Annotated in this window: 21 protein-coding genes; 6 read left to right on the top strand and 15 right to left on the bottom strand. The window is 69.1% G+C overall.

Going from position 1 to position 24010, the window contains the following annotated elements; all coding sequences use genetic code 11:
• Window positions 1-23: 23 nt before the first annotated feature.
• From ftsW to ACNQR1_RS16340, 10 genes are all read right to left on the bottom strand, one after another.
• The gene (gene ftsW, locus ACNQR1_RS16385) at window positions 24-1505 is read right to left on the bottom strand and encodes a putative lipid II flippase FtsW (protein WP_418050388.1); all 1482 of its coding nucleotides are present in this window, start codon (window positions 1503-1505) and stop codon (window positions 24-26) included.
• Between the two features lie 158 nt (window positions 1506-1663).
• The gene (murD, locus tag ACNQR1_RS16380) at window positions 1664-3178 is read right to left on the bottom strand and encodes a UDP-N-acetylmuramoyl-L-alanine--D-glutamate ligase (protein ID WP_418047240.1); all 1515 of its coding nucleotides are present in this window, start codon (window positions 3176-3178) and stop codon (window positions 1664-1666) included.
• 1 nt (window position 3179) lies between these two features.
• Window positions 3180-4259, bottom strand: a complete 1080-nt coding sequence (gene mraY / locus ACNQR1_RS16375; protein ID WP_044523707.1) for a phospho-N-acetylmuramoyl-pentapeptide-transferase — start codon at window positions 4257-4259, stop codon at window positions 3180-3182.
• Window positions 4256-5800 carry a UDP-N-acetylmuramoyl-tripeptide--D-alanyl-D-alanine ligase gene (locus ACNQR1_RS16370; protein WP_418047239.1) on the bottom strand — a complete coding sequence of 515 codons (1545 nt, stop codon included), beginning with the start codon at window positions 5798-5800 and terminating at the stop codon, window positions 4256-4258. The genes mraY and ACNQR1_RS16370 overlap by 4 nt, the downstream gene beginning before the upstream one ends.
• Window positions 5797-7338, bottom strand: coding sequence for a UDP-N-acetylmuramoyl-L-alanyl-D-glutamate--2,6-diaminopimelate ligase (locus ACNQR1_RS16365; RefSeq protein ID WP_418047238.1), 1542 nt, complete (start codon window positions 7336-7338; stop codon window positions 5797-5799). Before ACNQR1_RS16365 ends, ACNQR1_RS16370 begins: the two co-directional genes overlap by 4 nt.
• A gap of 52 nt (window positions 7339-7390) precedes the next feature.
• Window positions 7391-9319: a peptidoglycan D,D-transpeptidase FtsI family protein gene (locus ACNQR1_RS16360; RefSeq protein WP_418047237.1), complete on the bottom strand. Its 1929-nt coding sequence runs from the start codon at window positions 9317-9319 to the stop codon at window positions 7391-7393.
• Complete coding sequence (locus ACNQR1_RS16355; RefSeq protein ID WP_418047236.1) at window positions 9316-10485, bottom strand: hypothetical protein; 1170 nt, start codon at window positions 10483-10485, stop codon at window positions 9316-9318. Before ACNQR1_RS16355 ends, ACNQR1_RS16360 begins: the two co-directional genes overlap by 4 nt.
• The gene (gene rsmH, locus ACNQR1_RS16350; protein ID WP_418047235.1) at window positions 10482-11690 is read right to left on the bottom strand and encodes a 16S rRNA (cytosine(1402)-N(4))-methyltransferase RsmH; all 1209 of its coding nucleotides are present in this window, start codon (window positions 11688-11690) and stop codon (window positions 10482-10484) included. The genes ACNQR1_RS16355 and rsmH overlap by 4 nt, the downstream gene beginning before the upstream one ends.
• On the bottom strand, window positions 11668-12099 hold the full coding sequence (gene mraZ, locus ACNQR1_RS16345) for a division/cell wall cluster transcriptional repressor MraZ (RefSeq protein WP_418047234.1): 432 nt from the start codon (window positions 12097-12099) through the stop codon (window positions 11668-11670). Before mraZ ends, rsmH begins: the two co-directional genes overlap by 23 nt.
• Before the next feature lie 440 nt (window positions 12100-12539).
• The gene (locus ACNQR1_RS16340; protein WP_418047233.1) at window positions 12540-12944 is read right to left on the bottom strand and encodes a DUF3040 domain-containing protein; all 405 of its coding nucleotides are present in this window, start codon (window positions 12942-12944) and stop codon (window positions 12540-12542) included.
• A gap of 228 nt (window positions 12945-13172) precedes the next feature.
• Here ACNQR1_RS16340 and ACNQR1_RS16335 point away from each other — a divergent pair, with 228 nt between their 5' ends.
• From ACNQR1_RS16335 to ACNQR1_RS16320, 4 genes are all read left to right on the top strand, one after another.
• The gene (locus ACNQR1_RS16335) at window positions 13173-13796 is read left to right on the top strand and encodes a GNAT family N-acetyltransferase (RefSeq protein WP_418047232.1); all 624 of its coding nucleotides are present in this window, start codon (window positions 13173-13175) and stop codon (window positions 13794-13796) included.
• Between the two features lie 11 nt (window positions 13797-13807).
• Entirely contained in the window at window positions 13808-14524 is a 717-nt protein-coding gene (locus ACNQR1_RS16330) for an LppM family (lipo)protein (protein ID WP_418047231.1), read from the top strand.
• A gap of 130 nt (window positions 14525-14654) precedes the next feature.
• Entirely contained in the window at window positions 14655-15743 is a 1089-nt protein-coding gene (idsA2, locus tag ACNQR1_RS16325; RefSeq protein WP_418047230.1) for a bifunctional (2E,6E)-farnesyl/geranyl diphosphate synthase, read from the top strand.
• A 31-nt stretch (window positions 15744-15774) separates the two neighbouring features.
• Complete coding sequence (locus ACNQR1_RS16320) at window positions 15775-17301, top strand: alpha-(1->6)-mannopyranosyltransferase A (RefSeq protein ID WP_418047229.1); 1527 nt, start codon at window positions 15775-15777, stop codon at window positions 17299-17301.
• Here the strand turns inward: ACNQR1_RS16320 and ACNQR1_RS16315 are convergent.
• Window positions 17290-17694, bottom strand: a complete 405-nt coding sequence (locus tag ACNQR1_RS16315; RefSeq protein WP_418047228.1) for an Rv2175c family DNA-binding protein — start codon at window positions 17692-17694, stop codon at window positions 17290-17292. The genes ACNQR1_RS16320 and ACNQR1_RS16315 overlap by 12 nt on opposite strands.
• A gap of 36 nt (window positions 17695-17730) precedes the next feature.
• On the opposite strand from ACNQR1_RS16315, the gene ACNQR1_RS16310 reads away from it, so the two are divergent.
• Window positions 17731-18993, top strand: a complete 1263-nt coding sequence (locus ACNQR1_RS16310) for a protein kinase domain-containing protein (protein ID WP_418047227.1) — start codon at window positions 17731-17733, stop codon at window positions 18991-18993.
• Between the two features lie 21 nt (window positions 18994-19014).
• Here ACNQR1_RS16310 and ACNQR1_RS16305 read toward each other — a convergent pair whose 3' ends face one another.
• The 3 genes from ACNQR1_RS16305 to ACNQR1_RS16295 are packed head-to-tail and all read right to left on the bottom strand — an operon-like array spanning window position 19015 to window position 21848.
• Window positions 19015-20412 carry a class II 3-deoxy-7-phosphoheptulonate synthase gene (locus ACNQR1_RS16305; RefSeq protein WP_418047226.1) on the bottom strand — a complete coding sequence of 466 codons (1398 nt, stop codon included), beginning with the start codon at window positions 20410-20412 and terminating at the stop codon, window positions 19015-19017.
• Window positions 20413-20445: 33 nt separating this feature from the next.
• Window positions 20446-20964: a polyadenylate-specific 3'-exoribonuclease AS gene (locus tag ACNQR1_RS16300; protein WP_418047225.1), complete on the bottom strand. Its 519-nt coding sequence runs from the start codon at window positions 20962-20964 to the stop codon at window positions 20446-20448.
• Complete coding sequence (locus ACNQR1_RS16295) at window positions 20964-21848, bottom strand: hypothetical protein (protein ID WP_418047224.1); 885 nt, start codon at window positions 21846-21848, stop codon at window positions 20964-20966. Before ACNQR1_RS16295 ends, ACNQR1_RS16300 begins: the two co-directional genes overlap by 1 nt.
• Window positions 21849-21929: 81 nt before the next feature.
• Here ACNQR1_RS16295 and ACNQR1_RS16290 point away from each other — a divergent pair, with 81 nt between their 5' ends.
• Complete coding sequence (locus ACNQR1_RS16290; RefSeq protein ID WP_418047223.1) at window positions 21930-23243, top strand: glycosyltransferase 87 family protein; 1314 nt, start codon at window positions 21930-21932, stop codon at window positions 23241-23243.
• On the opposite strand, the gene ACNQR1_RS16285 is transcribed toward ACNQR1_RS16290, so the two are convergent.
• The gene (locus ACNQR1_RS16285) at window positions 23240-23983 is read right to left on the bottom strand and encodes a lysophospholipid acyltransferase family protein (protein WP_418047222.1); all 744 of its coding nucleotides are present in this window, start codon (window positions 23981-23983) and stop codon (window positions 23240-23242) included. The two genes, ACNQR1_RS16290 and ACNQR1_RS16285, sit on opposite strands and share 4 nt — an antisense overlap.
• Window positions 23984-24010 lie beyond the last annotated feature (27 nt).

The raw sequence follows: 24010 nt of genomic DNA, 5'->3' as shown, positions 1-24010 counted from the left end.
CGACCGGTCCGTCTTACCGTCGCTCACCCGTAACGCTGACCTTCCAAAGTTCGGGCTCGTTGGCCCTGTTTCCGCTGGCCTGCAGGATATCGGACCGAGGACCTCCCGCCCCCGGCCGGCTGCTGACCAGCAGCGTGCCCGGACCGGCGCACCGGCCGGTCCCCGCGGCGCGGCGCACGGCGGTTCCCCGCTTGTTTGGCTCCAGACTGGGTGGCCTTGGCCTGCTTGCCCGACTGCTTGCCGGACGGCTTGGCGCCGGCCTTACCGTTGGGCTTGCTCGCGGTGCGCGAGGGCGACTTACGGCGGTCGTGCAGCCGGTTGCGGGCCACCTCCAACCGGGTCGGGACATACGGCTCCGGCAGCGGCAGCCTCAGCAGCCGGTTCATTCGGTCGTCGCGCCCGGCCCGCAGCGCGGCCACCGCCTCCGGCTCGTGCCGGGCCGCGTTGGTGATCAGCCCCATCATCAGAAGTGTTGTGGCTTGCGAAGACCCACCGGCCGAGATCAGCGGCAACTGCAGCCCGGTGACCGGCAGCAGCCCCACCACGTAGCCGACGTTGATGAACATCTGGCCGACCACCCACAGCGTGGTGGTGGCCGTGAGCAGACGCAGGAACGGATCGGCCGAACGCCGGGCGATGCGCATCCCGGTGTAGGCGAACAACCCGAACAACGCCAGCAGGCCCAGTGCACCGACGAACCCCAGTTCCTCGCCGATGATGGCGAAGATGAAGTCGTTGTGCGCGTTGGGCAGGTAGTTCCACTTGGCGGTGCCCTGCCCCAGCCCGTCACCGAAGATGCCCCCGTTGGCCAGGGCGAAGCGGGCCTGCCGAGATTGGTAGCCGATTCCCTGCGAGTCTGCCGTCGGGTCCAGCCAGGATTGCACCCGATCGGACCGGTAACCGGCGGAGAGCGCCAGCACCCCGGCCGCAACGATGGCGGCCGCCAGCGAGGACAGGAACACCCGCAGCGGGAGGCCGGCGTACCACAGCAGGCCGAGCAGGATGATGCTCAGCGAGACGGTCTGCCCGAGGTCGGGCTGGGCGACGATCAGCGCCAGCGCGATCACCGCGGCAGGCACCAGCGGGATGAGCATCTCGCGCAGCGAGGCCCGTTCCATCCGGCGGGCCGCCAGCAGGTGCGCGCCCCAGATGGCGAAGGCGATCTTGGCCAGCTCCGAGGGCTGCATCGAGAACCCGGCGACGACGAACCAGCCGCGGGAACCGTTGGCCACCTTGCCGATTCCCGGGATGAGCACCAGGACCAGCAGCACGATCGTGAAGGCGAACCCGGGGAACGCCAGCCTGCGCAGGCTGCGCACCGGCATCCGCAGCGCCACATAGAACGCGACGAGTCCGACCACGGTCCACATCACCTGGCGGCCGAACACCGCCCAGGGTGATCCGTCGAAGTCGTAGGAGTAGACGCCCGACGCCGAGAGGACCATGATCAGGCCCAGCGTGGTGAGCAGCGCCGTGACCGCGATGATCAGGTGGAACGACGTCATCGGCCGTCCCAGCCACGCCCCGAAACGGGTACGCGGCGCGGTGGCGGTGGCCGACGACTCGGCGGAGCCACCTGCTGAGCCCGCGGCGGAATCGGAGGTATCGCCGGTTGCGTCCACGTCACGGCGGCGCAACCGGGCCAGGATGCCGGCCACCTCGCCTACCCGATCGCGGCGCGGACGGCGCCGGCGAACGCATCGCCACGCTGGCCGTAGCCGCTGAATTGATCGAAGGACGCGCCTGCCGGGGCCAGCAACACAGTGTCGCCCGAGGCCGCCAGGCCGCGGGCGACCTCGACGACCGCCGTCATGACCGCGTCGGAGACCGGACGGTCTGCGACTTCGATCACACGAGTCACATGATCACCAATAGACTCATTTGTCTCAAGCACCCCAGAATCCTCCCCCGTCACAACCTCGACGACGGGGACATCCGGGGCGTGTCGCGATAACGCATCGGCAACCATCTGCCGATCCCGCCCGATCAACACCACCGCGACCAGCCGATTCGCCACCTGGCTCACCAGCTCGTCGACCGAGGCGCCCTTCAGCAAGCCCCCGGCGATCCAGATCACGCGGTCGAACGCCGTGATCGACGCCTGCGCGGCGTGCGGGTTGGTGGCCTTGGAATCGTCGACGTAGCGCACCCCGTCGGCCTCCCCGACCAGCTCGGCACGGTGCCTGCCGACCTGGAACGACGCCAATGCGGCCGCGATCGATTCAGGAGGTACCCCGACCGCGCGGGCCAGCGCCGCGGCCGCCAGCGCGTCGAGCAGGCCGACCGGCCCGGCCACACTGATCGTCGCCGCATCAGCCAACTCGACGTCGGCGCCGAACGCACGGTCGACGAGCTTGCCGGCGCGGACACCGAGCTCACCCTCGGCCGGTTCGCCGAGCCGGAATCCGACCCGAACCGGGGCCGGGGCGGCGGGCAGCAGACCGGCCGCCACCGGATCGTCGAGGCCCACCACGGCGACCCGGCCGGCCAGTGCCCTCGCCTTGTCGGCCGCATAGGCGGCCATCGAACCGTGCCAGTCCAGGTGATCCTCGGCGACGTTGAGCACGACGCCGGCATCCGGGCGCAGCGAGGGCGCCCAATGCAGCTGGAAGCTCGACAACTCGACCGCCAGCAACTCTGCGGGTTGGTCGAGCACCGCCAGCACGGGATCACCGATGTTGCCGCACAACAGACTTCGCCGCCCGTCTGCCTGCAGCATCTCGTGCAGCATCGAGGTGGTGGTGGTCTTGCCGTTGGTGCCCGTGACCACCAGCCAGCGCCGGGGCGGACCGTAACGACCCGCGGCGTCCAACCGCCACGCCAGCTCCACGTCGCCCCAGATCGGCACACCGGCCTCGGCCGCGGCCGCCAGCACCGCGGAGGTGGGCGGGAATCCCGGGCTCGTCACCACCAGCGCGTAATCGGCGATGCCGTCGATCGCACCGGCCGGATCGATGACCGCGGTCCCCTGCTCGGCGTAGGCCCGCAGGGCCTCGGCACGGTCGTCGCACAGCGTCGCAGCGACGCCGAGGGGTTGCAGCGCCGCCAGGACGGCACGTCCGGTCACGCCAGCGCCGGTGACCAGCACCGGAGCCCCCGGGGTCAGCAGCGACAACAGCGACGGGCCTTCCTCACGTACCGGAAGCCCCTGGGCGTCACCGTCCACCGGGCCGGTCATGTCAGGCCCCGACTGCAGTGAGCCACTCGCTGTAGAACAGAGCCACACCCAGACCGCAGGCGATCGCCGTCAGCAGCCAGAACCGGATGATGACCGTGGTCTCGGCCCAACCCACCAATTCGAAATGGTGATGGAACGGCGCCATTCGGAACACCCGGCGGCCCGTGGTGCGGAAGGCCAGGATCTGAACCACCACCGAGGTCACCTCGGCCACGAACAACGCCCCAAGGACGACCGCGAGGATCTCGGTGCGGCTCGTCACCGACAGCCCGGCGATGATGCCGCCCAGGGCCAGCGAGCCGGTGTCACCCATGAAGATCTTGGCCGGCGCCGCATTCCACCACAGGAAGCCGATACACGCGCCCGCGGTCGCGGCCGCGATGATCGCCAGGTCCAGCGGGTCGCGCACGTTGTAGCAGCCCAGGCCCGGCGCCGTCGCGCACGCATTGCGGTACTGCCAGAAGGTGATCAGCACGTAGGCCGCGCACACCATGGCCATCGCACCGGCCGCCAGCCCGTCCAGGCCGTCGGTGAAGTTCACCGCGTTGGACCACGCGCTGACGATCACCACGCAGAACAACACGAACACCCACGACGCCAGCGTCACGGTGGCGATCTCGCGGACGTAGGACAGCTCGGGGCTGCCCGGGGTGAGTCCGTCGCCGTTGCGGAACTGCAGGGCCAGCACACCGAACAGCACCGCGGCGGTCAGCTGGCCGACCGTCTTGGCGGTCTTGTTCAGGCCCAGGTTGCGGGAGCGGCGCAGCTTGATCAGGTCGTCGACGAACCCGACCAGGCCGAGCATCGTGGCCAGCCCCAGCACCAGCAGGCCCGAGGCCGAGGGACCCTCACCGCCCAGCGCCACCCCGACCAGATGGGTGCCCAGGTAGGCCGCCCAGATACCGGCCACGATCGCCACACCGCCCATCGACGGCGTGCCGCGCTTCTTGGCATGACTGGCAGGCCCGTCCTCACGGATCTCATGGCCGAGCCCACGTTTGGTGAACAGCCGGATCAAGGCGGGTGTCAGCAGGATCGAGACCGTCAGCGCGATACCGACGGCAATCAGGATGAGTTTCATCGGTCGGCATTCCGATCGTCGACACCGGCAACCAGCGCGTCCGCCAGCGCACCCAAGCCGACCGAGTTGGACGCCTTCACCAGCACCACGTCCCCCGGCTGCAGTTCAGCCCGGAGAAGGGCCAGTGCGGCATCGGCATCGTCGACCATCGTGGACTCAGATCCCCACGAACCCTCCATCACCGCGCCGTGGTGCATGGCGTTCATAGTCCTCCCGGTTCCGACGACGATTAACCGAGACACATCTAAGCGCACCGCGAAGCGTCCGATGGCGTCGTGCTCGGTTATGGCGTCGTCACCGAGTTCGGCCATCTCGCCCAACACCGCCCAGCTGCGCCGCTTTCCATGCAGGTCACCGGCGGGTTCACCCGTTGCGTCCCCCGGGGGCCGACGGGCCATCCACGCCAGTGCCTTCAACCCGGCGCGCATCGAATCCGGGTTCGCGTTGTAGGCATCGTTGATCACCGTCACACCGTCGGCACGGGTGCCGACCTGCATCCGGTGCCGCGAGACCGGACCGGCGCCCGCCAGGGCCGCGGCGACCTGATCCAGGCCCGCGCCGCACTTCAGCGCGACCGCCGCCGCGCACAACGCATTGCCGACCTGGTGATCGCCGTGCACCGCCAGTGCCACCTCGACCTCCCCGCCGTCGGCGTGCAAGGTGAACCGCGGGCGCGCCAGATCGTCGAGGGCGACCGGGCCGGCCCACACGTCGACCTCGGAGCCCGGCTCGCGCGACACCCGCACCACGCGGGCCGCGGTCTTGTCGGCCATGGCCGCCACCGCGGTGTCGTCGACATTGAGGATCACCACACCTGAGGCCGGAACAGCCTGCGGCAGCTCGGATTTGGTGCTGGCAATGGCCTCGCGTGAGCCGAACTCACCCAGGTGAGCGGTGCCGACGTTGAGCACGACGGCGATCTGCGGCGGCGCGATCGCGGCCAGCGCGGCGATGTTGCCCGGATGGCGGGCCGACATCTCCAGGATCAGGTAGTCGGTCTCGGGCGTGGCGCGCAGCACCGTCCACGGATGCCCCAGCTCGTTGTTGAACGAGCCCGGCGGCGCAATGACCTGCCCGAGCGGCTCCAGCACCGCGGCCAGCAGATCCTTGGTCGAGGTCTTGCCGGAGGATCCCGTCACGCCGATGATCGTCAGTCCGTCGGCGACGAGCTCGGCGGCCACCGCCGCCGCGAGTCGCGCCAGCGCGGCCAGCACCGCAGCGCCGGAGCCGTCGGTGTCGAATTCCAAAGCGCCGGAGGCGACATCGGCCGCCCCGGGCTGGGGCGACACCACAATCGCAGGGACCCCCACCGGGCGCGCGGCCAGCACCGCAGCGGCCCCGGACGCCACCGCGGCCGCGGCGAAGTCATGGCCGTCGGAGCGGGCGCCGGGCAGCGCCAGGAACAAGCCGCCCGGGCCGATCGCGCGCGAGTCGAACTCGACGGTGCCGGTGACTCGGGTCGCGGCGGCCTCTTCGGCAGTGATGTCGGCCAACTCGCCGCCGACGATGTCGGCGATCCTGGCGATGGTCATCTCGATCACGTGCCCGGCTCCCCCTCTTTGACTGCCTCCAACGCCGCTGCCAGCTCGTCACGGTCATCGAACGGCCGGGTCTGGCCGCCACCGGTCTGCCCGCTCTCGTGGCCCTTGCCTGCGATCAGCACGATGTCCCCCGGCCCGGCCCAGGCCACCGCATGGTCGATCGCCGCCCGCCGGTCGCCGACCTCCACGACCTCCGCGCCCCCGGACGCCTCGGCGGTTCCGGCCACGATCGCGGCCCGGATCAGTGCGGGGTCCTCGTCACGGGGATTGTCATCGGTCACCACCACGAGATCCGCCAGTTCGGCCGCGACCCGCCCCATCGGGGCGCGCTTGCCGGTGTCCCGGTTGCCACCGGCCCCGAACACCACCGCGATGCGACGCGGACCGGATCCCCGCAGCGTTTCCAGCACCGCCTGCAGCGCACCCGGTTTGTGTGCATAGTCGACCAGAGCCAGGAACGGCTGCCCGCGGTCGATCGGCTGCAGCCGGCCCGGCACGGTCGCCGTGCTCAGTCCCGCGGCGGCCTGCTCGGGCGACACCCCGGCCCCGTCCAGCAGCCCGATCGCCAGGGCCGCATTGGCGATGTTGTACCCGCCGGTCAGCCCGATCCGGAGGTCGTGGGGCACCCCGGCAGGGTCGATCAGGGTGAACTCCTGCGCCCCGACGCCGACCGCACAGATGTTGCGCGCCTGCCAGTCCGCCGGTGCGCCCGTGGCGCTGACGGTCGTCACCTTCTCGGCGCGGGCGGCCATCGCCACCCCCGCCTCGTCGTCGACACAGACCACCGCGGCCGCGGCGTGGGTGAGCGACGAGGGGTCGAAGAGCCGGGCCTTGGCCTCGAAGTAGTCCTCCATAGTCGGATGGAAATCCAGGTGGTCACGCGACAGGTTGGTGAACCCGCCGAGCGCGAACCGGATCCCGTCGACGCGGCCCAGCGTCAGGGCGTGGCTCGACACCTCCATCACAACGGTGTCGACGCCGCTCTCGGCCATCACGGCCAGCAGCGCCTGCAGATCCGGCGCCTCGGGTGTGGTCAGCGCGCTCGGCAGATCGCGGCCGGCGATGCGCACCCCCACTGTGCCGATCAGTCCGGCCACCCGTCCCGCGGCCCGCAAGCCGGCCTCGACCAGATACGTCGTGGTGGTCTTGCCCGACGTTCCGGTCACCCCGATGACCGTCAGCCGCTCCGACGGACGTCCGTACACCTCGGCCGCCACCTCACCCAGCACCGAACGGGGGGCGGGATGGACCAGGACCGGGACGTCGAGCCCGCCCAGTTCGGCGGCGCCTGCGGCGTCTGTGAGCACCGCCACCGCACCGGCGGCGACCGCGTCGGCGGCATAGCGCGCACCGTGCACCGCCGTCCCCGGCAGCGCGGCGAAGAGGTCGCCCGGCTGAGCGTCCTGGCCACGCAGGGTCACGCCTGTCACCCGAAGTTCCGGCAGGGGATTTCCGCTAGCGGATACCGCTTGGACCTGTTCGGCGAGCGGCAGAAGGTATTGGCCGGCGGGACGGCTGGGACGCAGCTTCATGGCCATGCCACAGTACCCATCTGCGGTCCGCCGACCGCACCACCCACGACAATCGCGGTCAGGTCGCCTGCAGGGTCAACCGCGGCCCCGGATCGGCCGACAACGGAACGTTGTGACGCTGCAGCAGCCACGACGCGATGTTGTGGAACAGCGGCGCCGCCGAGGACCCCGGTGACCCGTCGGCCGCGCGGTGCGGTGCGTCCATCATGATCCCGACGACATAGCGCGGATCGTCCGCAGGCGCCATGCCCGCGAAGGTGATCCAGTAGACGTCGTCGTAGTAGCAGCCGCACGCCGGATTGATCTGCTGCGCCGTGCCGGTCTTGCCCGCGATCTGATAGCCCTCGACCGCGGCCTGCGGGCCGGTCCCCTGCTGGGCGCCCATCGGGTCGCGCTGCACGATGGCGCGGAACATGTTTCGCACCGTGCGGGCGGTCTCCGGGGTCACCACCCGAACCCCCTCCGGCCGTGGCTCGTCGGTACGGGTGCCGTCCGGCGCGATGGTGGACTTGATGATCCGGGGCGGCATGCGCACGCCGTCGTTGGCGATGGTCTGATACATCCCGGCCATCTGCAGCAGCGTCATCGAAAGACCCTGCCCGATGGGCAGGTTGGAGAACGAGCTGCCGGACCACTGATCGATGGGCGGAACCAGGCCCGAGCTCTCGCCGGGCAGGCCGACACCGGTGCGCTGACCGAGCCCGAACCGGCGGACCATGTCGTAGAACCGATCCGGTCCGACCCGCTGCGCCAGCATCAGGGTGCCGACGTTCGACGACTTCCCGAACACGCCGGTCATGGTGTAGGGCATCACGCCGTGGTTCCACGCGTCGCGGACCGTGACCCCACCCATGTCGATCGAGCCGGGCACCTGCAGCACCTCGTCCGGATTGGCCAGCCCGTACTCGATCGCCGCGGAGGCCGTGATGATCTTGTTGACCGAGCCGGGTTCGAACGGCGAGGACACCGGCAGGTTGCCCATCTGCCTGCTCTCCTGCCGGCCGATATCCTGGCTGGGGTCGAACGTGTTGTCGTTCGACATCGCCAGCACCTCACCGGATTTCGCATCCAGCACCACCGCGGAGACGTTCTTGGCCCCCGAGGCGTCCTTGGCCTGCTGCACCTGCTGCTGGACGTAGTACTGGATGTCGTCGTCGAGGGTCAGCTGCACCGTGGACCCGTTGACCGCGTCGTGCCGGTTGCGGTAGCTGCCGGGGATCACCACGCCGTCCGAACCGCGGTCGTAGGTGACCGAGCCGTCGGAGCCGGCCAGCGCCGCGTCGAGTGAATCCTCCAGCCCGAGCAGACCGTGGCCGTCCCAGTCGATGCCGCCGACGATGTTGGCAGCCAGCGAGCCGCCCGGGTACTGCCGCAGATCCTGCCGCTCGGCGCCCACCTCGGGGAACTTGTCCATGATCGCGCCGGCGATCGCGGGATCGACCGCACGCGCCAGGTAGACGAAAGTCTCGTTGCTCCTGAGCTTCTTGAGCACGGTCTTGAAATCGGGCCGGTTGTCCAGCCGCGTCGAGATCTCCTTGGCGATCTCGGTGAGCCGGCGATCCGGATCGGGAGCCTCACTCGATTTGGCCTTGGCCTCCGCGAGCTGCTTGCGGACCCGGACCGGCTGGAACGTCAGTGCCTTGGCCTCGATGGTGAACGCCAGCTTGTCATCGTTGCGGTCGACGATGCTGCCGCGCATGGCCGGGTTCACATCGGTGACCTTGAGCTGGCTGGCCGCCTCGGCGCGCAGACCCGCCGCCCGCGGCACCTGAAGTGTGAACAACTGCACGGCCGCGATCACCAGCACCGAGAGCATGACCAGATTCCCGGCACGGTGCCGGAACACGAAAGATGAGCTGCGCAAACCAGTTTCAGCTGAGGCGACCCTGGTCCGGCGAACCCGGGCCTCGTGCCCCGGCCCGGGCACGGCCTTCTTGGCCCGCTGCTGCTTCGGTGACTGACCCTGGCGGCCCGGGCGGCGGCTCATGCGGCGGGAGCCGGGGCGTTGACTGCAACGGCCGGGACATGTGCCGCCGGAGCCGCGGGCGGGCTGAACTGTTCCAGGGGGGTGACCGGGCCTGGCGAGACCGGAGCCGCAGCGGCAGCCACCGGTTCCGGCGGAGCCGGCGGCGCCGGAACCACTGCCGGACCGGGCGCGGTCGGCACCCCCGGTAGATGCATCGGCGTGGTCGCCGGTTGCGCGGAGTCAGCTACGGCCTGGGCGGGAACCGGGCCCGGTGCGGCTGCCGGCAAAGGTGCCTGCACCGGGGCCGCGAGCACGTCCGGAGCGGGAGCGGCGGGCGGCACCGGACCGGGCACCGGAGGTACGGCTCCCGGCAGGCCATGGGGCGCCTCGGCCTGCGGAACCGGAATACCCGGTACGGCAGGCGAACCCGCGCGCGGCGTCCGCACGGTCAGCTCACGAGGGTCGAGCACCCGGGGCGCCGGAGGCGCAGGCGGGGCCGGCGGGGCCTCCTCTGGCAGCGGCGTGTTCAGCGGGGGCGGCGGCACACCCTCAGCCGGCTTGGGGGTGCCGACGACGGTCCAGTTGCCGGTCGCGTCCTGCACCAGGTGCGCGGTGTCGCGCGACGGGATCATGCCCAGGTTGCGGGCGGACTCGGCAAGGGCGGGAGCGGCCTGCGCCTCGAGCACATCGCGCTCCAGCGCCTCTTTCTGTTGCAGCAGACCCTGATTGACCTGGCGTGCATGGCCCAGCTGGTAGGACCGCTCGGCCGAACCGGTGGACAGCCACAGGGTGACTGCGAGCCCGAGGCCCAGCGCCGCGATCACCAGCACGACGAACGGCACGCGAGAGATCAGGACCCGCGGATTGAGCTCGATCGAGGCGAGCCGGACCAGCAGGCGTTCCCGCAGCCGGACGCGCAGCGGTGGACGGACGACCTTGGGAGCCTTGGCCTTCCGCGCTTTCGCCCGGGCCTTTGCCTGACTCGCGCTCTTGGGGCGGGCGGGACGGGTGCCCGGCCGCTGAATCGGTCCGGTGCCCGGCGCGGTGCGCGTGGGGCGCTGCTCGGAACCCGGCCGGCGTTTGCGCGGCGGAGCCTGCTCTGAGCGCCGTCCGCCGCTTCGCGCGGGTTGCCGCACCGGACGCCTGCGATCTGACTCACGCAGCTGTTCGGGTCGCTTCACCTTCATGAGTTCCCCCCTTCCCCAACCTTTTCCAGTGCCCGCAGCCGCACCGGAGCGCTACGCGGATTGCGATCGATCTCGACTTGGCGGGCCTTCTCGGCGCCGCGGGTCAGCGTGACGAATTCGGGTTCGTGGCCTGGCAGTTCGATGGGCAGGCCGGGCGGTGTCCGCGATGCGGTGGCGGCGGCGAACGCCTGCTTGACGATCCGGTCCTCAAGCGATTGATAGGACATCACCACGATCCGGCCGCCGTCGGACAGCGCCGCCAGAGCGGCGGGCAACGCAGCGCGCAGTGAGTCCAGTTCGCCGTTGACCGCGACCCGCAGCGCCTGGAATGTCCGCTTTCCCGGATGCCCCCCGGTGCGGCGCGCCGGCGCCGGGATCGCTTCGTAGAGCAGCTCCACCAGCTCGCCGGTGGTGGAGAACGGTTGCTGCGCACGCCGTTTGACGACTTTGTCGGCAATTCGGCCTGCGAAGCGCTCCTCGCCGAAATCCCGGAGAATCCGGGCGATCGACTTGGCGTCGTAGGTGTTGAGAATGTCAGCGGCGGTGAGCGGCGCATCGGGATCCATCCGCATGTCCAGCGGCGCGTCCGCGGAGTACGAGAAGCCGCGTTCGGTCTGATCCAGCTGCATCGAGGACACACCGAGGTCGAACAGCACTCCGTCGATCTGACGGAAGCCGGATTCGGCTATGGCCCCGGCGATCCCGTCATAGCGGGTCCGCACCAGCCGCATCCGGTCGCCGAACGGTGCCAGCCGGGCGCCGGCGATTCCGAGCGCGTTGGGGTCACGGTCCAGGCCGATGACCTGCAGGCCGGGAAAGTCGTTCAGAAAGCGCTCGGAGTGACCGCCCGCACCGAGGGTGGCGTCCACCAGAACAGCGTCCGTTCCGTCGGCGTTGCGGCGGGTCAGCGCGGGGGCCAGCAGCTCGACACAGCGGTCGAGCAGAACCGGGACGTGACCGAATCCGTGGGATTCCGCGGCTTGCGATTCCGCGTGGTCCTGGGAGTCTGACTGATCTGGGGAATCTGGCACCGCTGAAACACCTCCGCTCGGATTGGCCCCTGCACCGGGGTCTCTGTCCGAATTCACGGACCTGGCGTTGGGGAAGTACGCCAGGGCCAATTCGGGCAGAGGCCTCGTTGCACGGGCTAGGTCCAGGCCAGCCGCCGTTTGGTGGTCCGCATCAGAGGATGTCGCGCAGAGCATCATCGGTGGCCGCGGAGAAGTTTTCTTCGTGGGTCTGCTGGTACTCCTGCCAGGCTTCTGCGTCCCAGATCTCCAGGTAGTCGACCGACCCGATCACGACGCACTCCTTGGAGAGGGTTGCGTAGCGACGGTGGTCCGCCGACAGGGTGATCCGGCCCTGCGCGTCGGGATGCTGCTCATCGGTGGCGGCCGCCAGGTTGCGTAGGAACGCCCGGGCATCGGGGTTCCTGCGCGACGCGTCGGCAGCGCGCCGGGCGACCTTTTCGAACTCGTCGCGCGGGTACACGGCAAGGCTGTGATCTTGGCCCTTGGTGACCATCAACCCTCCTGCCAGTGCATCGCGGAACTTGGCGGGCAACGTCAGTCGCCCCTTGTCGTCGAGCTTGGGCGTGTAGGTACCCAGAAACATCTGGACACCTCCCGCCACCCGGTTCGGATCCCGAGTCGCTTGTGAGATCCAGGCCAGGCCTTCTGCCCTCCGAACGGGGTTCCGTTTTCCCCGTTGGCCGCCACTTTACCCCACGATCCCCCACTTTGCTCCATTTGGACCGCTGAGTTTGAGGTTTCTCCCCACCCGCACCCCCAGAACACACCACACCAGCCGCCTGAACACCGACTTCGACCCGTGGAAAACGAAAAACCGCAGGTAGGAGCCTGCGGCGAGAAGGTGGGGCGTTGTGGGGCGGAAATCCCTGAGAATCGGCCGGCCTCCCCCACACCGCCCCACGACCGAGTGCGGGCGGCGTGCCCGGCGTGTCGCTGGACGACGCCGAGACAGGGTTCGGGCCGGCCCGGAACACAAAAAAGGGGCAGCCCGTTACGGGCTACCCCTTGATGCCGTCGACCGGCTCAGTCGTCGAACCGGCGACGGAACCGGTCTTCCATCCGGGTGGTGAACGAACCGCCCCCGCGCTGACGACGCTGGCGCGGCGCATTGCCGGAACCCTGGGCCGCACGATCGCGACCTCCGGTGACACGCGGCCCGGTGACGGCGAACACCACGCCGCCGAACATGACCACGAAACCCACCACCGAGAGGACCGGGAAACCACCGATCATGGTGGCCTTCACGGCCACCCCGACGACCAGCAGCGCCAGGCCCACCACGAACAGCAATGCACCCTGAAGCCTGCGCCGGGCCGATGGCGCCCTCAAGGTCCCACCACGCACGCTCGAGGCGAACTTGGGATCCTCGGCGTAGAGCGCGCTCTCGATCTGATCGAGCATGCGCTGCTCATGATCGGAGAGTGGCATTCGTCCCTCCTTGCCGACGCCGCCGTCGCTTTTCAAAATTTCTCATGCCCGCAATCACGGGCACCTAAGCCTAATGATACGAGGTCGATCCGAGCCGTACCACCTTGTTCACCTTCGATTGTAGGTCGTTCCGAGATAGCCCCGGTCGATGGGACCGACAGCCGCGGAACCGGATAATGCTGAAGATAATGAGTTCGGGAGACACCGGGCGGGCGAAAGGCGAAAGCATTGGCGACGTATCTCATCGATCTGTCGCCGGACGACATGAAGCGCCGGCTCCCCGAGGCGCTGCGCGTGTACGTCGACGCCATGCGTTACCCACGCGGAACCGAGGAGCAGCGCGCCGCGCTGTGGCTCGAACACACCCGGCGCGCGGGCTGGAAATGTGTGGCCGCCGTCGAGGTCGCCGAATCCGGCACCGGCGCGGGCGCCGAATCCAGCACCGGCGCTGAATCTGGTGCGGACCTGATCGACGCCCCCCTGCTGGGAATCGCCTACGGCTACAGCGGGGCGCCCGACCAGTGGTGGCAACAGCAGGTGATCTCCGGCCTGCAGCGCGTGGGCACCAGCCCGGGACACATCGCCGACCTGATGGCCAGCTACTTCGAACTCACCGAGCTGCACATCGAACCCCGAGCCCAGGGCAGAGGACTCGGCGAGGCCCTGACCAGGCGACTCCTGGCCGGCCGCGACGAATCGCACGTGCTGTTGTCGACCCCGGAGATCAACGGCGAGGCCAATCGCGCATGGCAGTTGTACCGGCGCCTGGGCTTCACCGACGTGATCCGCGGTTACCACTTCGCCGGCGATCCCCGGCCGTTCGCCATCCTCGGTCGCCCACTGCCGCTGTGACATCTGGCACGATGACCAGCGTGCACGTCCGACCACCGAGCCGCCTTCCCAAACGTAGCCGACGGACCCGCTTCCTGACGCTGGTGATGTTGCTGCTGATCCTGCCGATGGCGGTGGGCTGCGTCCGGGTCCGCACCTCCATCACGGTCTCCCCCGACGACCGGGTGTCCGGCCAGATCATCGCAGCGGCAAAGCCGCGCGACGCCGAGGACAAGGGCCCGCAGCTGCTGAACAACCTCCCGTTCGCCACGAAGGTCGCGGTCTCGGAGTACAGCCGCGACGACTACGTCGGCTCCCAGGCGGTGTTCTCCGATCTCACCTTCGCCGAGCTGCCCCAGCTGGCCGGGATGAGCCGCGATGCCGCCGGAGTCGACATCTCCCTGCGCCGCGCCGGTGACCTGGTGATCCTGGAGGGCCGCGTCGACCTCACCTCGCTGTCCGATCCGCAAGCCGACGTGCTGCTGACCGTGTCGTTCCCCGGTGAGGTGACATCGACCAACGGCGATCAGGTCAGCTCCTCGATCGTGGAGTGGAAACTGCGGCCGGGAATCGTCAGCACCATGAACGCCCAGGCCCGCTACACCGACCCGAGCGCCCGCTCGTTCACCACCGCGACCATCTGGCTCATCGTCGGCGCGTTCCTGGTCGCCGGAGTGATCGGGACCCTGGCGTGGATGAGCCGCGACACCTCGCCCAAGCCCGGTGACCCGGTCGCGGGCAGCGACTGACCCCGCGCACCCTCTCCGGCCGGGCTCACAGCTACGCCCGCACTCGCTTGGTACAAAACGCGTGGCAAGCTCTACGCTGAATGCACTCTCCGGACACACCGTTGACGACAGAAAGGGGCGGGCGCTGAGCGTGCAAACATCGGCACCGTCAACCGTCGAGCTGGCCGGGGCCGTCACCGACCAATTGCGCGACTACCTGCGTGAGCGCCGCCGCGACTGCGAGTACATCGGAACCGACTACGCCGAGCTGACCGAGGCCCTCGAGGAATTCGTCATGCGCGGCGGCAAGCGGCTGCGCCCCGCCTTCGCCTACTGGGGCTGGCGCGCGGTGATCGACCCGGCCGACCATCCGGCCGAGCCCGGCATACTCAAGCTGTTCGCCGCGCTGGAGCTACTGCAGGCCTGCGCCCTCGTGCACGACGACGTCATCGACGATTCGGCCACCCGCCGAGGCCTGCCGACCGTGCACCGGCTGTTCGCCGACCGGCACCGCGACCGCAACTGGCACGGCTCGTCCAAACAGTTCGGCCTGTCGGCGGCCATCCTGGCTGGTGACCTGGCCCTGGCCTGGGCCGACGACATCGTCGCCACGGCCGACATCCCGGCCGACGCGCAGCACCGCGTCCAGCAGGTCTGGCGCCACATCCGCACCGAGGTGCTCGGCGGCCAGTACCTCGATATCGTCGCGGAGGCCAGCGGCGCCGAAACGGTGGCATCGGCGATGAACGTCAACACCTACAAGACCGCCTCCTACACGGTCTCCCGGCCGCTGCAGCTGGGCGCCGCCGCAGCTGCCGACCGGCCTGACGTGCAGCAGATCTTCCACCAGGTCGGCAACGATCTCGGTGTCGCCTTCCAGCTCCGCGACGATGTCCTCGGCGTGTTCGGTGATCCGGCGGTGACCGGCAAGCCCTCGGGTGACGACCTGCGGTCCGGCAAGCGCACGGTGCTGCTGGCCGAGGCGCTCGAGTTGGCCGACAAGTCCGACCCCGCGGCCGCCGAGCTCCTGCGCACCTCGGTGGGCACCGAGCTGTCCGACGCTCAGGTGGGCGACCTGTGCCAAGCCATCGAATCGGTCGGCGCCCTGGCCGCGGTCGAGGCGCACATCGAGCTGCTCACCCACCGCGCGCTGGACACGCTGGCGGCCGCGCCGATCCACGAGCCGGCGAAGACCGGCCTGGCCGAGATCGCCCGGTTCGCGGCGAACCGGTCGGCGTAGAAGGCCGTCATCACAACATGACCACTCCCTCATGACACCCTTGCCAACTGAGACCCCGAGCACCGGGGTCGCGCAGCATGTCTCGCGTCTGGCCGCCTTCGCCGTGTCCGCCGAGGCGCGGCCGGCCCGGCTGGGTTGCCTGGGCGCAGCCCTGCTGACCATCGGCGGGCTGGGGGCGGGCAGCACCCGACTGCACGACCCACTGCTGGAGTCGCTGCACCTGTCCTGGTTGCGGTTCGGGCACGGCCTGGTGCTGTCCTCGATTCTGTTGTGGGCCGGCGTCGCCGTGATGCTCATCGCCTGGCTGTGGCTGGGCCGCCGGGTGATCGACGGCACCGCCACCGAATACACCATGGTGGCCACCACCGGTTTCTGGCTCGCGCCGCTGCTGCTGAGCGTGCCGCTGTTCAGCCGCGACACCTACTCCTACCTGGCCCAGGGCGCGCTGCTACGCGACGGCTTCGACCCCTATGTGGTGGGTCCGGTGGAGAACCCGAACTCCTTGTTGGACAACGTGAGTCCGATCTGGACGACGACGACCGCCCCCTATGGGCCGGCGTTCATCCTGGTGGCCAAGTTCGTCACGATCCTGGTGGGCGACGACGTGGTGGCCGGCACGATGCTCCTGCGGCTCTGCATGCTGCCGGGCCTGTTGTTGCTGATCTGGGCCGCACCCCGGGTGGCGCGCCACGTCGGCGCCAACGGGGCTGCGTCACTGTGGATCTGCGTGCTCAATCCGCTGGTGATCGTGCACCTGATGGGCGGCGTGCACAACGAGATGCTGATGGTCGGCCTGATGATGGCCGCGATCGCACTGACCTTCGCCGGGCGGCCGGTGATCGGGGTCAGCCTCATCGCGATCGCCGTCGCGGTCAAAGCGACCGCCGGGCTCGCGCTACCGTTCCTGGTCTGGGTGTGGATGCGCCGGCTGCGGGACAAGCGGGACATGCCCGCGGTGCGTGCGTTCGCGATCGCCACGGCCGCGTCGGTTCTGATCTTCGTGGCGGTGTTCGCGGTCATGTCGGTGTTGGCGGGCGTTGGCCTGGGCTGGCTGACGGCGCTGGCCGGCTCGGTCAAGATCATCAACTGGCTGACGGTGCCCACCGCAGCCGCCAACCTCATCAATGCCATTGGCGGCCTGCTCTTTCCGGTCAACTTCTACGCCGTGCTCGAGGTCGCCCGCATCATCGGCATCCTCACCATCGTCATCGCATTGCCGTTGTTGTGGTGGCGTTACCGGCACACCGACCGCGAAGCCCTGACCGGCATCACCCTGGCCATGGTGGTGGTCGTGCTGTTCGTGCCGGCCGCGCTGCCCTGGTACTACACCTGGCCGCTGGCGGTGGCCGCCGCGCTGATCCAGACCAGGCCGGCCGTCGCCGCAGTGGCCGGATTCTCCACCTGGATCATGGTGATGTGGAAACCCGATGGGGCGCATGGCATGTACTCGTGGGCGCACGTCCTGCTGACCACGGCGTGCGCCGTGGTGGCCTGGTACTCGCTCTACCGCGCACCCGAGCCGACGGCCGAGGCGCAGAACCAGCCGTCAGTAACCTAGCGCCTGCGCGCGGCGCAGTACCTCGCGTGCCTGGTGGGAGTGCAGTGCGTCGACCGGGCGGGCGTTGGACACCTTCTCGGTGCTGCCGTCGGTGGTGATCGTCAGAGACTCGTCCGGGGTGAACAGCCAGCGCACGATCTCGGTGTCGCGGTAGCCGCCGTCGCGCAGCACGACCAGCAGACCGGGCAGCGGCTTGACCACATGCCCCTTGTCGTCGAAGAAGATCTTCGGGACCACCAGGACGCGGTTGCGGCGCACGGCGATCAGCTGCCCGTCGCGCAACTGCTGGTGCACCTTGGTGACCGGGATGCCGAGCAAATCCGACACCGTGGGTAGGTCGTAGACGGCCTCGTCGGGGTCCAATACGTCATCGGCCGCTGGAATGCTGCTCACCGCACTGATTCTAGGACCTCGGCCGCAACTCGTAACATGTGTCCGGTGGAGCAGCAATCGGATCCACTCGTCGGCACCATGCTCGACGGGCGCTATCGCGTGGACACGGCCATCGCCACCGGTGGGATGTCCACGGTCTATCGCGGCCTCGATGTCCGCCTGGACCGTCCGGTGGCGCTCAAGGTGATGGACTCCCGCTACAGCGGGGACAGCCATTTCCTGACCAGGTTCGGCCGCGAGGCCAAAGCCGTGGCCCGGTTGAAGGATCCCGGGTTGGTGGCGGTCTACGACCAGGGCGGTGGAGGCACCGGTGGTCAGCCGCCATTCCTGGTGATGGAGCTGATCGAGGGCGGAACGCTGCGCGAACTGCTGGCCGAACGCGGCCCGATGCCTCCGCATGCCGTCGCCGCCGTGCTGGCCCCGGTGCTCGGCGGGCTCGCGGTGGCGCACCGGGCCGGGCTGGTGCACCGCGACATCAAGCCCGAGAACGTGCTGATCTCCGACGACGGCGAGGTGAAGATCGCCGACTTCGGTCTGGTGCGTGCCGTCGCCGAGGCCAAGATCACATCGACCAGCGTGATCCTGGGCACCGCCGCCTACCTGTCCCCCGAACAGGTCAGCACCGGGGATGCCGACCCACGCAGCGACGTCTACGCGGTCGGGATCCTCACCTACGAACTGCTCACCGGCGTCACGCCGTTCACCGGAGATTCCGCGCTCACGGTGGCTTACCAGCGCATGGACAATGACGTACCCGCGCCCAGCGCGGTGATCGCAGGGGTGCCAACGCAATTCGATCAGTTCGTGCGCCGGGCCACGGCCCGCGACGCCGGGCAGCGATTCGCCGACGCCGACGAGATGCGGGCCGAACTGCTCCAGATCGTCGGCGACCTCGGCCTCCCGGCGTTCCGCGTGCCCGCACCGCAGTACTCGGCGCAGCACCTGGCCGCCACCCGGGTGCATGATCTGGAAGACCCCGACGATGCCCGGGTCGAGGCCACCACCGTCGTGACGGCCGCACCGCCCTCTGCGCCGGCTCCCCCGGTGGCGCCCGTGCCGCGCCAGCCCACCCGCGAGATCACCCGGGACCGGCACGACTGGGCGCCCATCCCGGCCGAGCCCGCCGATTACTCTTTCGGCGCAGGGCAATTCGCGGGTATCGAGATGAGCGAGTTCTACTGGGCCCGCCAGCGCGCCAAACGGGCGCTGGCATTCTGGGTGATCGCGATACTCACGCTGACCGGCCTGGTCGCTGCCGCGGCCTGGACGCTGGGCAGCAACATCGGCGCACTGCTCTAGCCGGATCCGTGCGAGATCGCCCTAGCTGCGCAGCATCTCGGCGACGAGGAAGGCCAGCTCCAGGCTCTGCTGGGTGTTGAGCCGCGGATCGCACGCGGTCTCGTAACGGCCGGCCAGATCCGTGTCCGAGATGTCCTGCGCCCCGCCAAGGCATTCGGTGACGTTCTCACCGGTGATCTCGACGTGAATGCCACCGGGATGGGTTCCCAGGGCGCGGTGCACCTCGAAGAAGCCCTGCACCTCGTCGACGATGCGATCGAAGTGGCGGGTCTTGAAGCCGGTCGATGCCTCGTGGGTGTTGCCGTGCATCGGATCGCACTGCCAGATCACCTGGTGGCCCGTGGCCTGAACCTTCTCGATGATCGGGGGCAGCAGATCGCGCACCTTGTTGTTGCCCATCCGCGTCACCAGGGTCAGTCGTCCGGGCTCGTTGTTCGGGTCCAGCCGCTCGACGTATTCGACGGCCATCTCCGGCGTCGTGGTCGGGCCCAGCTTGACCCCGATCGGGTTGGCGATCACCTCGGCCAGCGCCACGTGCGCCCCGTCGAGCTGCCGCGTGCGCTCACCGATCCAGAGGTAGTGCGCGGACTGGTCGTACAGCTTGGGCGGCCCGTCCGGGTTCTCGGCGGGATCGGCCAGCCGCAGCATCGCGCGCTCGTAGTCGATCACCAGTGCCTCGTGGCTGGCGAAGATGTCGGCGGTCTGCAGATTACGGTCGGCCACCCCACAGGCGGACATGAAGTTCAGGCCCCGGTCGATCTCCCCGGCCAGGGCCTCGTAGCGGGCGCCTGCGGGCGAGGTCCGGACGAACTCGCGGTTCCAGTTGTGCACCAGGTGCAGCGACGCCAGTCCGGACGAGGTCAGCGCGCGGACCAGGTTCATCGCCGCGCTCGCATTGGCGTAGGCGCGCACCAGCCGCGACGGATCGTGCTCGCGCACCGCGGCGTCCGGGGCGAAGCCGTTGATCATGTCGCCGCGGTAGGACTTCAGGCCCAGCGCGTCGAGATCTGACGACCTCGGCTTGGCGTACTGACCCGCGATCCGGGCGACCTTGACCACCGGCATGCTGGCGCCGTAGGTCAGCACGACAGCCATCTGCAGCAGGGTGCGGATGTTGGCCCGGATGTGCGGCTCGGTGTTGTCGACGAAGGTCTCCGCGCAATCGCCGCCCTGCAGAAGGAAGGCCTCGCCGCGCGCCACGTCGGCGAGCAGGCTCTTGAGCTTCTCGATCTCCGACGGCACGGTGACCGGGGGAACACTCTCCAGGACGGTGCGCATGGCCTTCGCCGCGTCCGGGTCCCAGCTGGGCTGCTGCACAGCCGGCTTGGCCAGCGCCGAATCGAGCCGTTGACGCAGCTCGTCGGTCAGCGGAGGCAGCGGCGGCAGCTCGTCGATGGGGATGTCAACGGTCCAGTTCACCCGTTCATGGTAGCCGCCGGTGAAGGGCTGTTTTCAGGGTTGGGTCCTGCCGGATTCCCGAGCCGGAGCCAACCCCATTCCCGTCATCAGCTGGAACCGGTGCAGGTTGTGCCGCGCGTCGACCAGCGCGTCGTGGGCCTCGGTCGGCCGCGGTGGCATCCGCGGTGATCCCCGGTCCTCCCAGAATTGGCGCAACTCGCGGGTGAACCGCGGCATCGCCGGAGGCAGATCGGTCATCGGGCCCCACAGCTGGCACAGCACCACGTGGTCGTAGGCACCCACCCAGGCCCACAACTCGATCGGTTCGTCACCGTCGATGTCGAAGAAGTCCTCCAGCTCCGACCGGATCTGCCGCCGCGATCGCCACAGCTGCGAAGACGGGGACGGCAGTTTGGGGAGCACGTGCTTGCGCACCCACCGACCCGCCCGGTCCGGATTGAACTCTGTCGAGATCGCGTAGTACTCGCGGCCGTCCTCGGCGGCCACACCGATCGAGATCAACTCGATGGTGCGACCGTCGTCGATGAACTCGGTGTCGTAGAAGTAGCGCATCAGCCGATCGGTCCAGTCTTCTCGTCCAGGGCTGCCCGTGGCTGGGCGGGCGCGGGGGCCGCATGGATCTCCCGATCGAGCTGCGCATCGACGGCCGCGTCGTCGGGGAACTTCGGCATACCGGTGATCGCGTCCTGCAACCACAGCTTGGCCTGCACGACGGGCCGGCGCAGCCAGCGCTCCCGTTCCAGCGCGCGGTGCATCTTGCGGGGACGGCTGGTGTAGCGCCAGCGTGCCCACGGCGCATGCGGCCGCGACAGCCGCACCGCCCCGACGAACAACAACGGGGTAATGAACATGCCCACCAATCCAGTCCACACCTTGCCTTTGAGCAGGACGACCACCGCCAGCGCCAGGGTCAGCACCGCCACCGCGACCACGATCGCGCGCATGGCCGGCGACTGGTCTTCGCGCCAGATACCGATATCAAAGAATGACAGCGGGTTGAAACCCAGGATCAGCAGCCCCGCCACGGCCACGGCGGCGAACACCGCATCCACCGAGGTGCGGCCGTCCTCGGCCCAGTACACGTCCGACAGGTGCAGGATCAGCGCGAACTCGTCGAGCACCAGGGCCGCGCCGATGCCGAAGAACACCGCGGCCACGGTGAATTCCGGTACGCCGCCGTTGACCGCGAGCGTCACCATCGTCACCCCCGACACCATCACCAGCACCACGCCGATCACCATGTGGTGGATGTGCAGCGAACCGTGGCCCATGTTCCGGGGCTGCCACCACCTGGGCGGTCGTTCGCTGTCGGCATTCCTGCGGATGTAACGCACCACGATGCGGGTCACGAAGAACGTGAGAATGAACGCCACCAGGCAGCACAGCAGCGGCAGGCGATCGCGGGTCAGGAATTCGAGGTGGACGGTCGCGTGCACGCACAGAACTTACGCCGACCTGCGCGCGTCGCGAGTGCGGATGCGCCCACACGGGGTCGCCCCCGATAGTCTGTTGAGGACATGAGTAAGCGGCAGTCGCCCGGCGGGGCTGGTTGGGCACCGACGATCGGGTGGCGGCTTTTTCAGTTGCTCACAGTGGCCGGGTTGATCCTGGTCGGCTGGCGGCTACTGGGTCACGTGCCCTATCGCATCGACATCGACGTGTACCGGATGGGCGGACGGGCCTGGTTGGACAACCAGCCGCTCTACGCCGACGGCGCGATTTTCCACACCCAGGGCGGCCTCGACCTGCCGTTCACCTATCCCCCGCTGGCGGCGATCATGTTCGCGCCGTTCGCCTGGCTCTCGCTACCCGCGGCCAGCGTCGCGATCACCGCAACCACGCTGGCGCTCCTGGTCGTCTCGATGGTCATCGTGCTCACCCGGCTGAACGTCTGGCCGGAGACCACGATCACCTCGGAGCCGGCCTGGCTGCGCCGCTGCTGGCTGGCGATCGCGCTCGTGGTGCCTGCCGTCATCTGGCTGGAGCCGATCCGGTCCAACTTCGAGTTCGGCCAGATCAACGTGGTGCTGATGACGTTGGTGGTCGCCGACTGCGTACCGCGCCGCACTCCGTGGCCGCGCGGCATGCTGCTGGGCCTGGCGATCGCGCTCAAGCTCACTCCCGCGGTGTTCCTCCTCTACTTCCTGCTGCGCCGCGACGTCCACACCCTGCTGCGGACCGCCGCTGCCGCGGTGGTGGCGACGCTCGCCGGATTCGTGCTGGCCTGGACGGACTCGATCGAGTACTGGACCGAGACGGTGCGCAACACCGACCGGATCGGTACGGCCACGCTCAACACCAACCAGAACATCGCCGGCACCCTGGCCCGGCTCGGCCTGTCCGAGGGTCCGCGGTTCGTGTTGTGGGTGGCCCTCTGTTTCGCTGTGCTGGCCCTGACGGTCTGGGCGGCCCGACGGGTCCTGCGATCCGGCACCGATGAGGCCCCGGTGGTCGCGCTGATCTGTGTGGCGATGTTCGGCCTGGTGGTGTCGCCGGTGTCGTGGTCGCATCACTGGGTCTGGTCGCTACCCACCCTGCTGGTGACCGGCGTGCTCGCCTATCGGATGCGCCAGACGCATCTGGCCGCGCTGTATCTGGCCCTGGTGACCGTGATCGGCCTCGCCCTCATGGTGTGGACGCCCATCGCGCTGTTGACCCCGCATCACGAGACGGCGGCGTCGGTGGTGCGGCAGCTGGCCGGTGATTCGTACCTGTGGTGGGCGCTGGCGGTCATCGTCGTCATCGGCGCCGTGTCCACCTCCAGGGCCGCCGAGCCCACCGATGTGGCCGCGGCCCCGCTGGTTCCGCTCAGCGGCGGCGAGACGTCCTAACCCGCTGCGGCGTGCGGCAGCCGAGACGCGGGCTTGCTCGCGTCGACCGGCTGGCCGTTGGTCTGCTGCGCGGTCTCCTTGATGGCGGCCGCGTAGATGTCGACGTACTCCTGACCGGACAGGTCCATCAGGTCGTACATCACCTCGTCGATCACGGCGCGCTCGATGAAGCGGTTACCGGCCAGGCCGTCGAACCGGCTGAAGTCCATCGGCTTGCCGAACCGGACCTCGACCCGGCCGAACCGCAGCCCCTTCGATCCGGGCGGGTTGACCACGTCGGTGCCGACCATGGCCACCGGGATCACAGGAACTCCGGTCTCCAGGGCCAGGCGGGCCAATCCGGTCTTGCCCTTGTAGAGACGGCCGTCCGGTGAGCGGGTGCCCTCGGGGTACATACCGAGCAGCTTGCCCTCGCCCAGGATGCGCTTGGCGGTGCTCAGGGCCGCCTGCGCCGAATCCGCATCGGTCCGGTCGATCGGCACCTGGCCGACGACGGTGTAGAACCAGGCCAGGAACCGGCCCTTGATCCCGGTGCCGGTGAAGTACTCCTGTTTGGCCAGGAACGTGATGCGCCGGCTGACCACCAGCGGCAGGTAGAAACTGTCCATCACCGCCAGGTGGTTACTGGCCAGGATGGCCGGCCCGTCACTCGGAACATGTTCCAGCCCAGTGATTTTGGGCCGGCCGAGGAGGGCCAGCAAGGGACCCAACAGGATGTACTTGAACAGCCAATACCACATGGACCCTCCACCTTGTGCGCACCGCGC

This window comes from Mycobacterium sp. 48b (assembly GCF_048282725.1).
In the GTDB taxonomy this organism is placed as follows: domain Bacteria; phylum Actinomycetota; class Actinomycetes; order Mycobacteriales; family Mycobacteriaceae; genus Mycobacterium.
The sequence above is the reverse complement of the archived record's forward strand: the minus strand, read 5'-3'. Positions and strand labels throughout refer to the sequence as shown.

Coding starts and splice junctions, on each gene's coding strand:
- ftsW (WP_418050388.1), bottom strand. CDS start 1,505: ATGACGTCGTTCCACCTGATCATCGCGGTCACGGCGCTGCTCACCACG.
- murD (WP_418047240.1), bottom strand. CDS start 3,178: ATGACCGGCCCGGTGGACGGTGACGCCCAGGGGCTTCCGGTACGTGAG.
- mraY (WP_044523707.1), bottom strand. CDS start 4,259: ATGAAACTCATCCTGATTGCCGTCGGTATCGCGCTGACGGTCTCGATC.
- ACNQR1_RS16365 (WP_418047238.1), bottom strand. CDS start 7,338: ATGGCCATGAAGCTGCGTCCCAGCCGTCCCGCCGGCCAATACCTTCTG.
- ACNQR1_RS16360 (WP_418047237.1), bottom strand. CDS start 9,319: ATGAGCCGCCGCCCGGGCCGCCAGGGTCAGTCACCGAAGCAGCAGCGG.
- ACNQR1_RS16355 (WP_418047236.1), bottom strand. CDS start 10,485: ATGAAGGTGAAGCGACCCGAACAGCTGCGTGAGTCAGATCGCAGGCGT.
- rsmH (WP_418047235.1), bottom strand. CDS start 11,690: ATGCTCTGCGCGACATCCTCTGATGCGGACCACCAAACGGCGGCTGGC.
- mraZ (WP_418047234.1), bottom strand. CDS start 12,099: ATGTTTCTGGGTACCTACACGCCCAAGCTCGACGACAAGGGGCGACTG.
- ACNQR1_RS16340 (WP_418047233.1), bottom strand. CDS start 12,944: ATGCCACTCTCCGATCATGAGCAGCGCATGCTCGATCAGATCGAGAGC.
- ACNQR1_RS16330 (WP_418047231.1), top strand. CDS start 13,808: ATGACCAGCGTGCACGTCCGACCACCGAGCCGCCTTCCCAAACGTAGC.
- ACNQR1_RS16320 (WP_418047229.1), top strand. CDS start 15,775: ATGACACCCTTGCCAACTGAGACCCCGAGCACCGGGGTCGCGCAGCAT.
- ACNQR1_RS16310 (WP_418047227.1), top strand. CDS start 17,731: ATGTGTCCGGTGGAGCAGCAATCGGATCCACTCGTCGGCACCATGCTC.
- ACNQR1_RS16300 (WP_418047225.1), bottom strand. CDS start 20,964: ATGCGCTACTTCTACGACACCGAGTTCATCGACGACGGTCGCACCATC.
- ACNQR1_RS16290 (WP_418047223.1), top strand. CDS start 21,930: ATGAGTAAGCGGCAGTCGCCCGGCGGGGCTGGTTGGGCACCGACGATC.
- ACNQR1_RS16285 (WP_418047222.1), bottom strand. CDS start 23,983: ATGTGGTATTGGCTGTTCAAGTACATCCTGTTGGGTCCCTTGCTGGCC.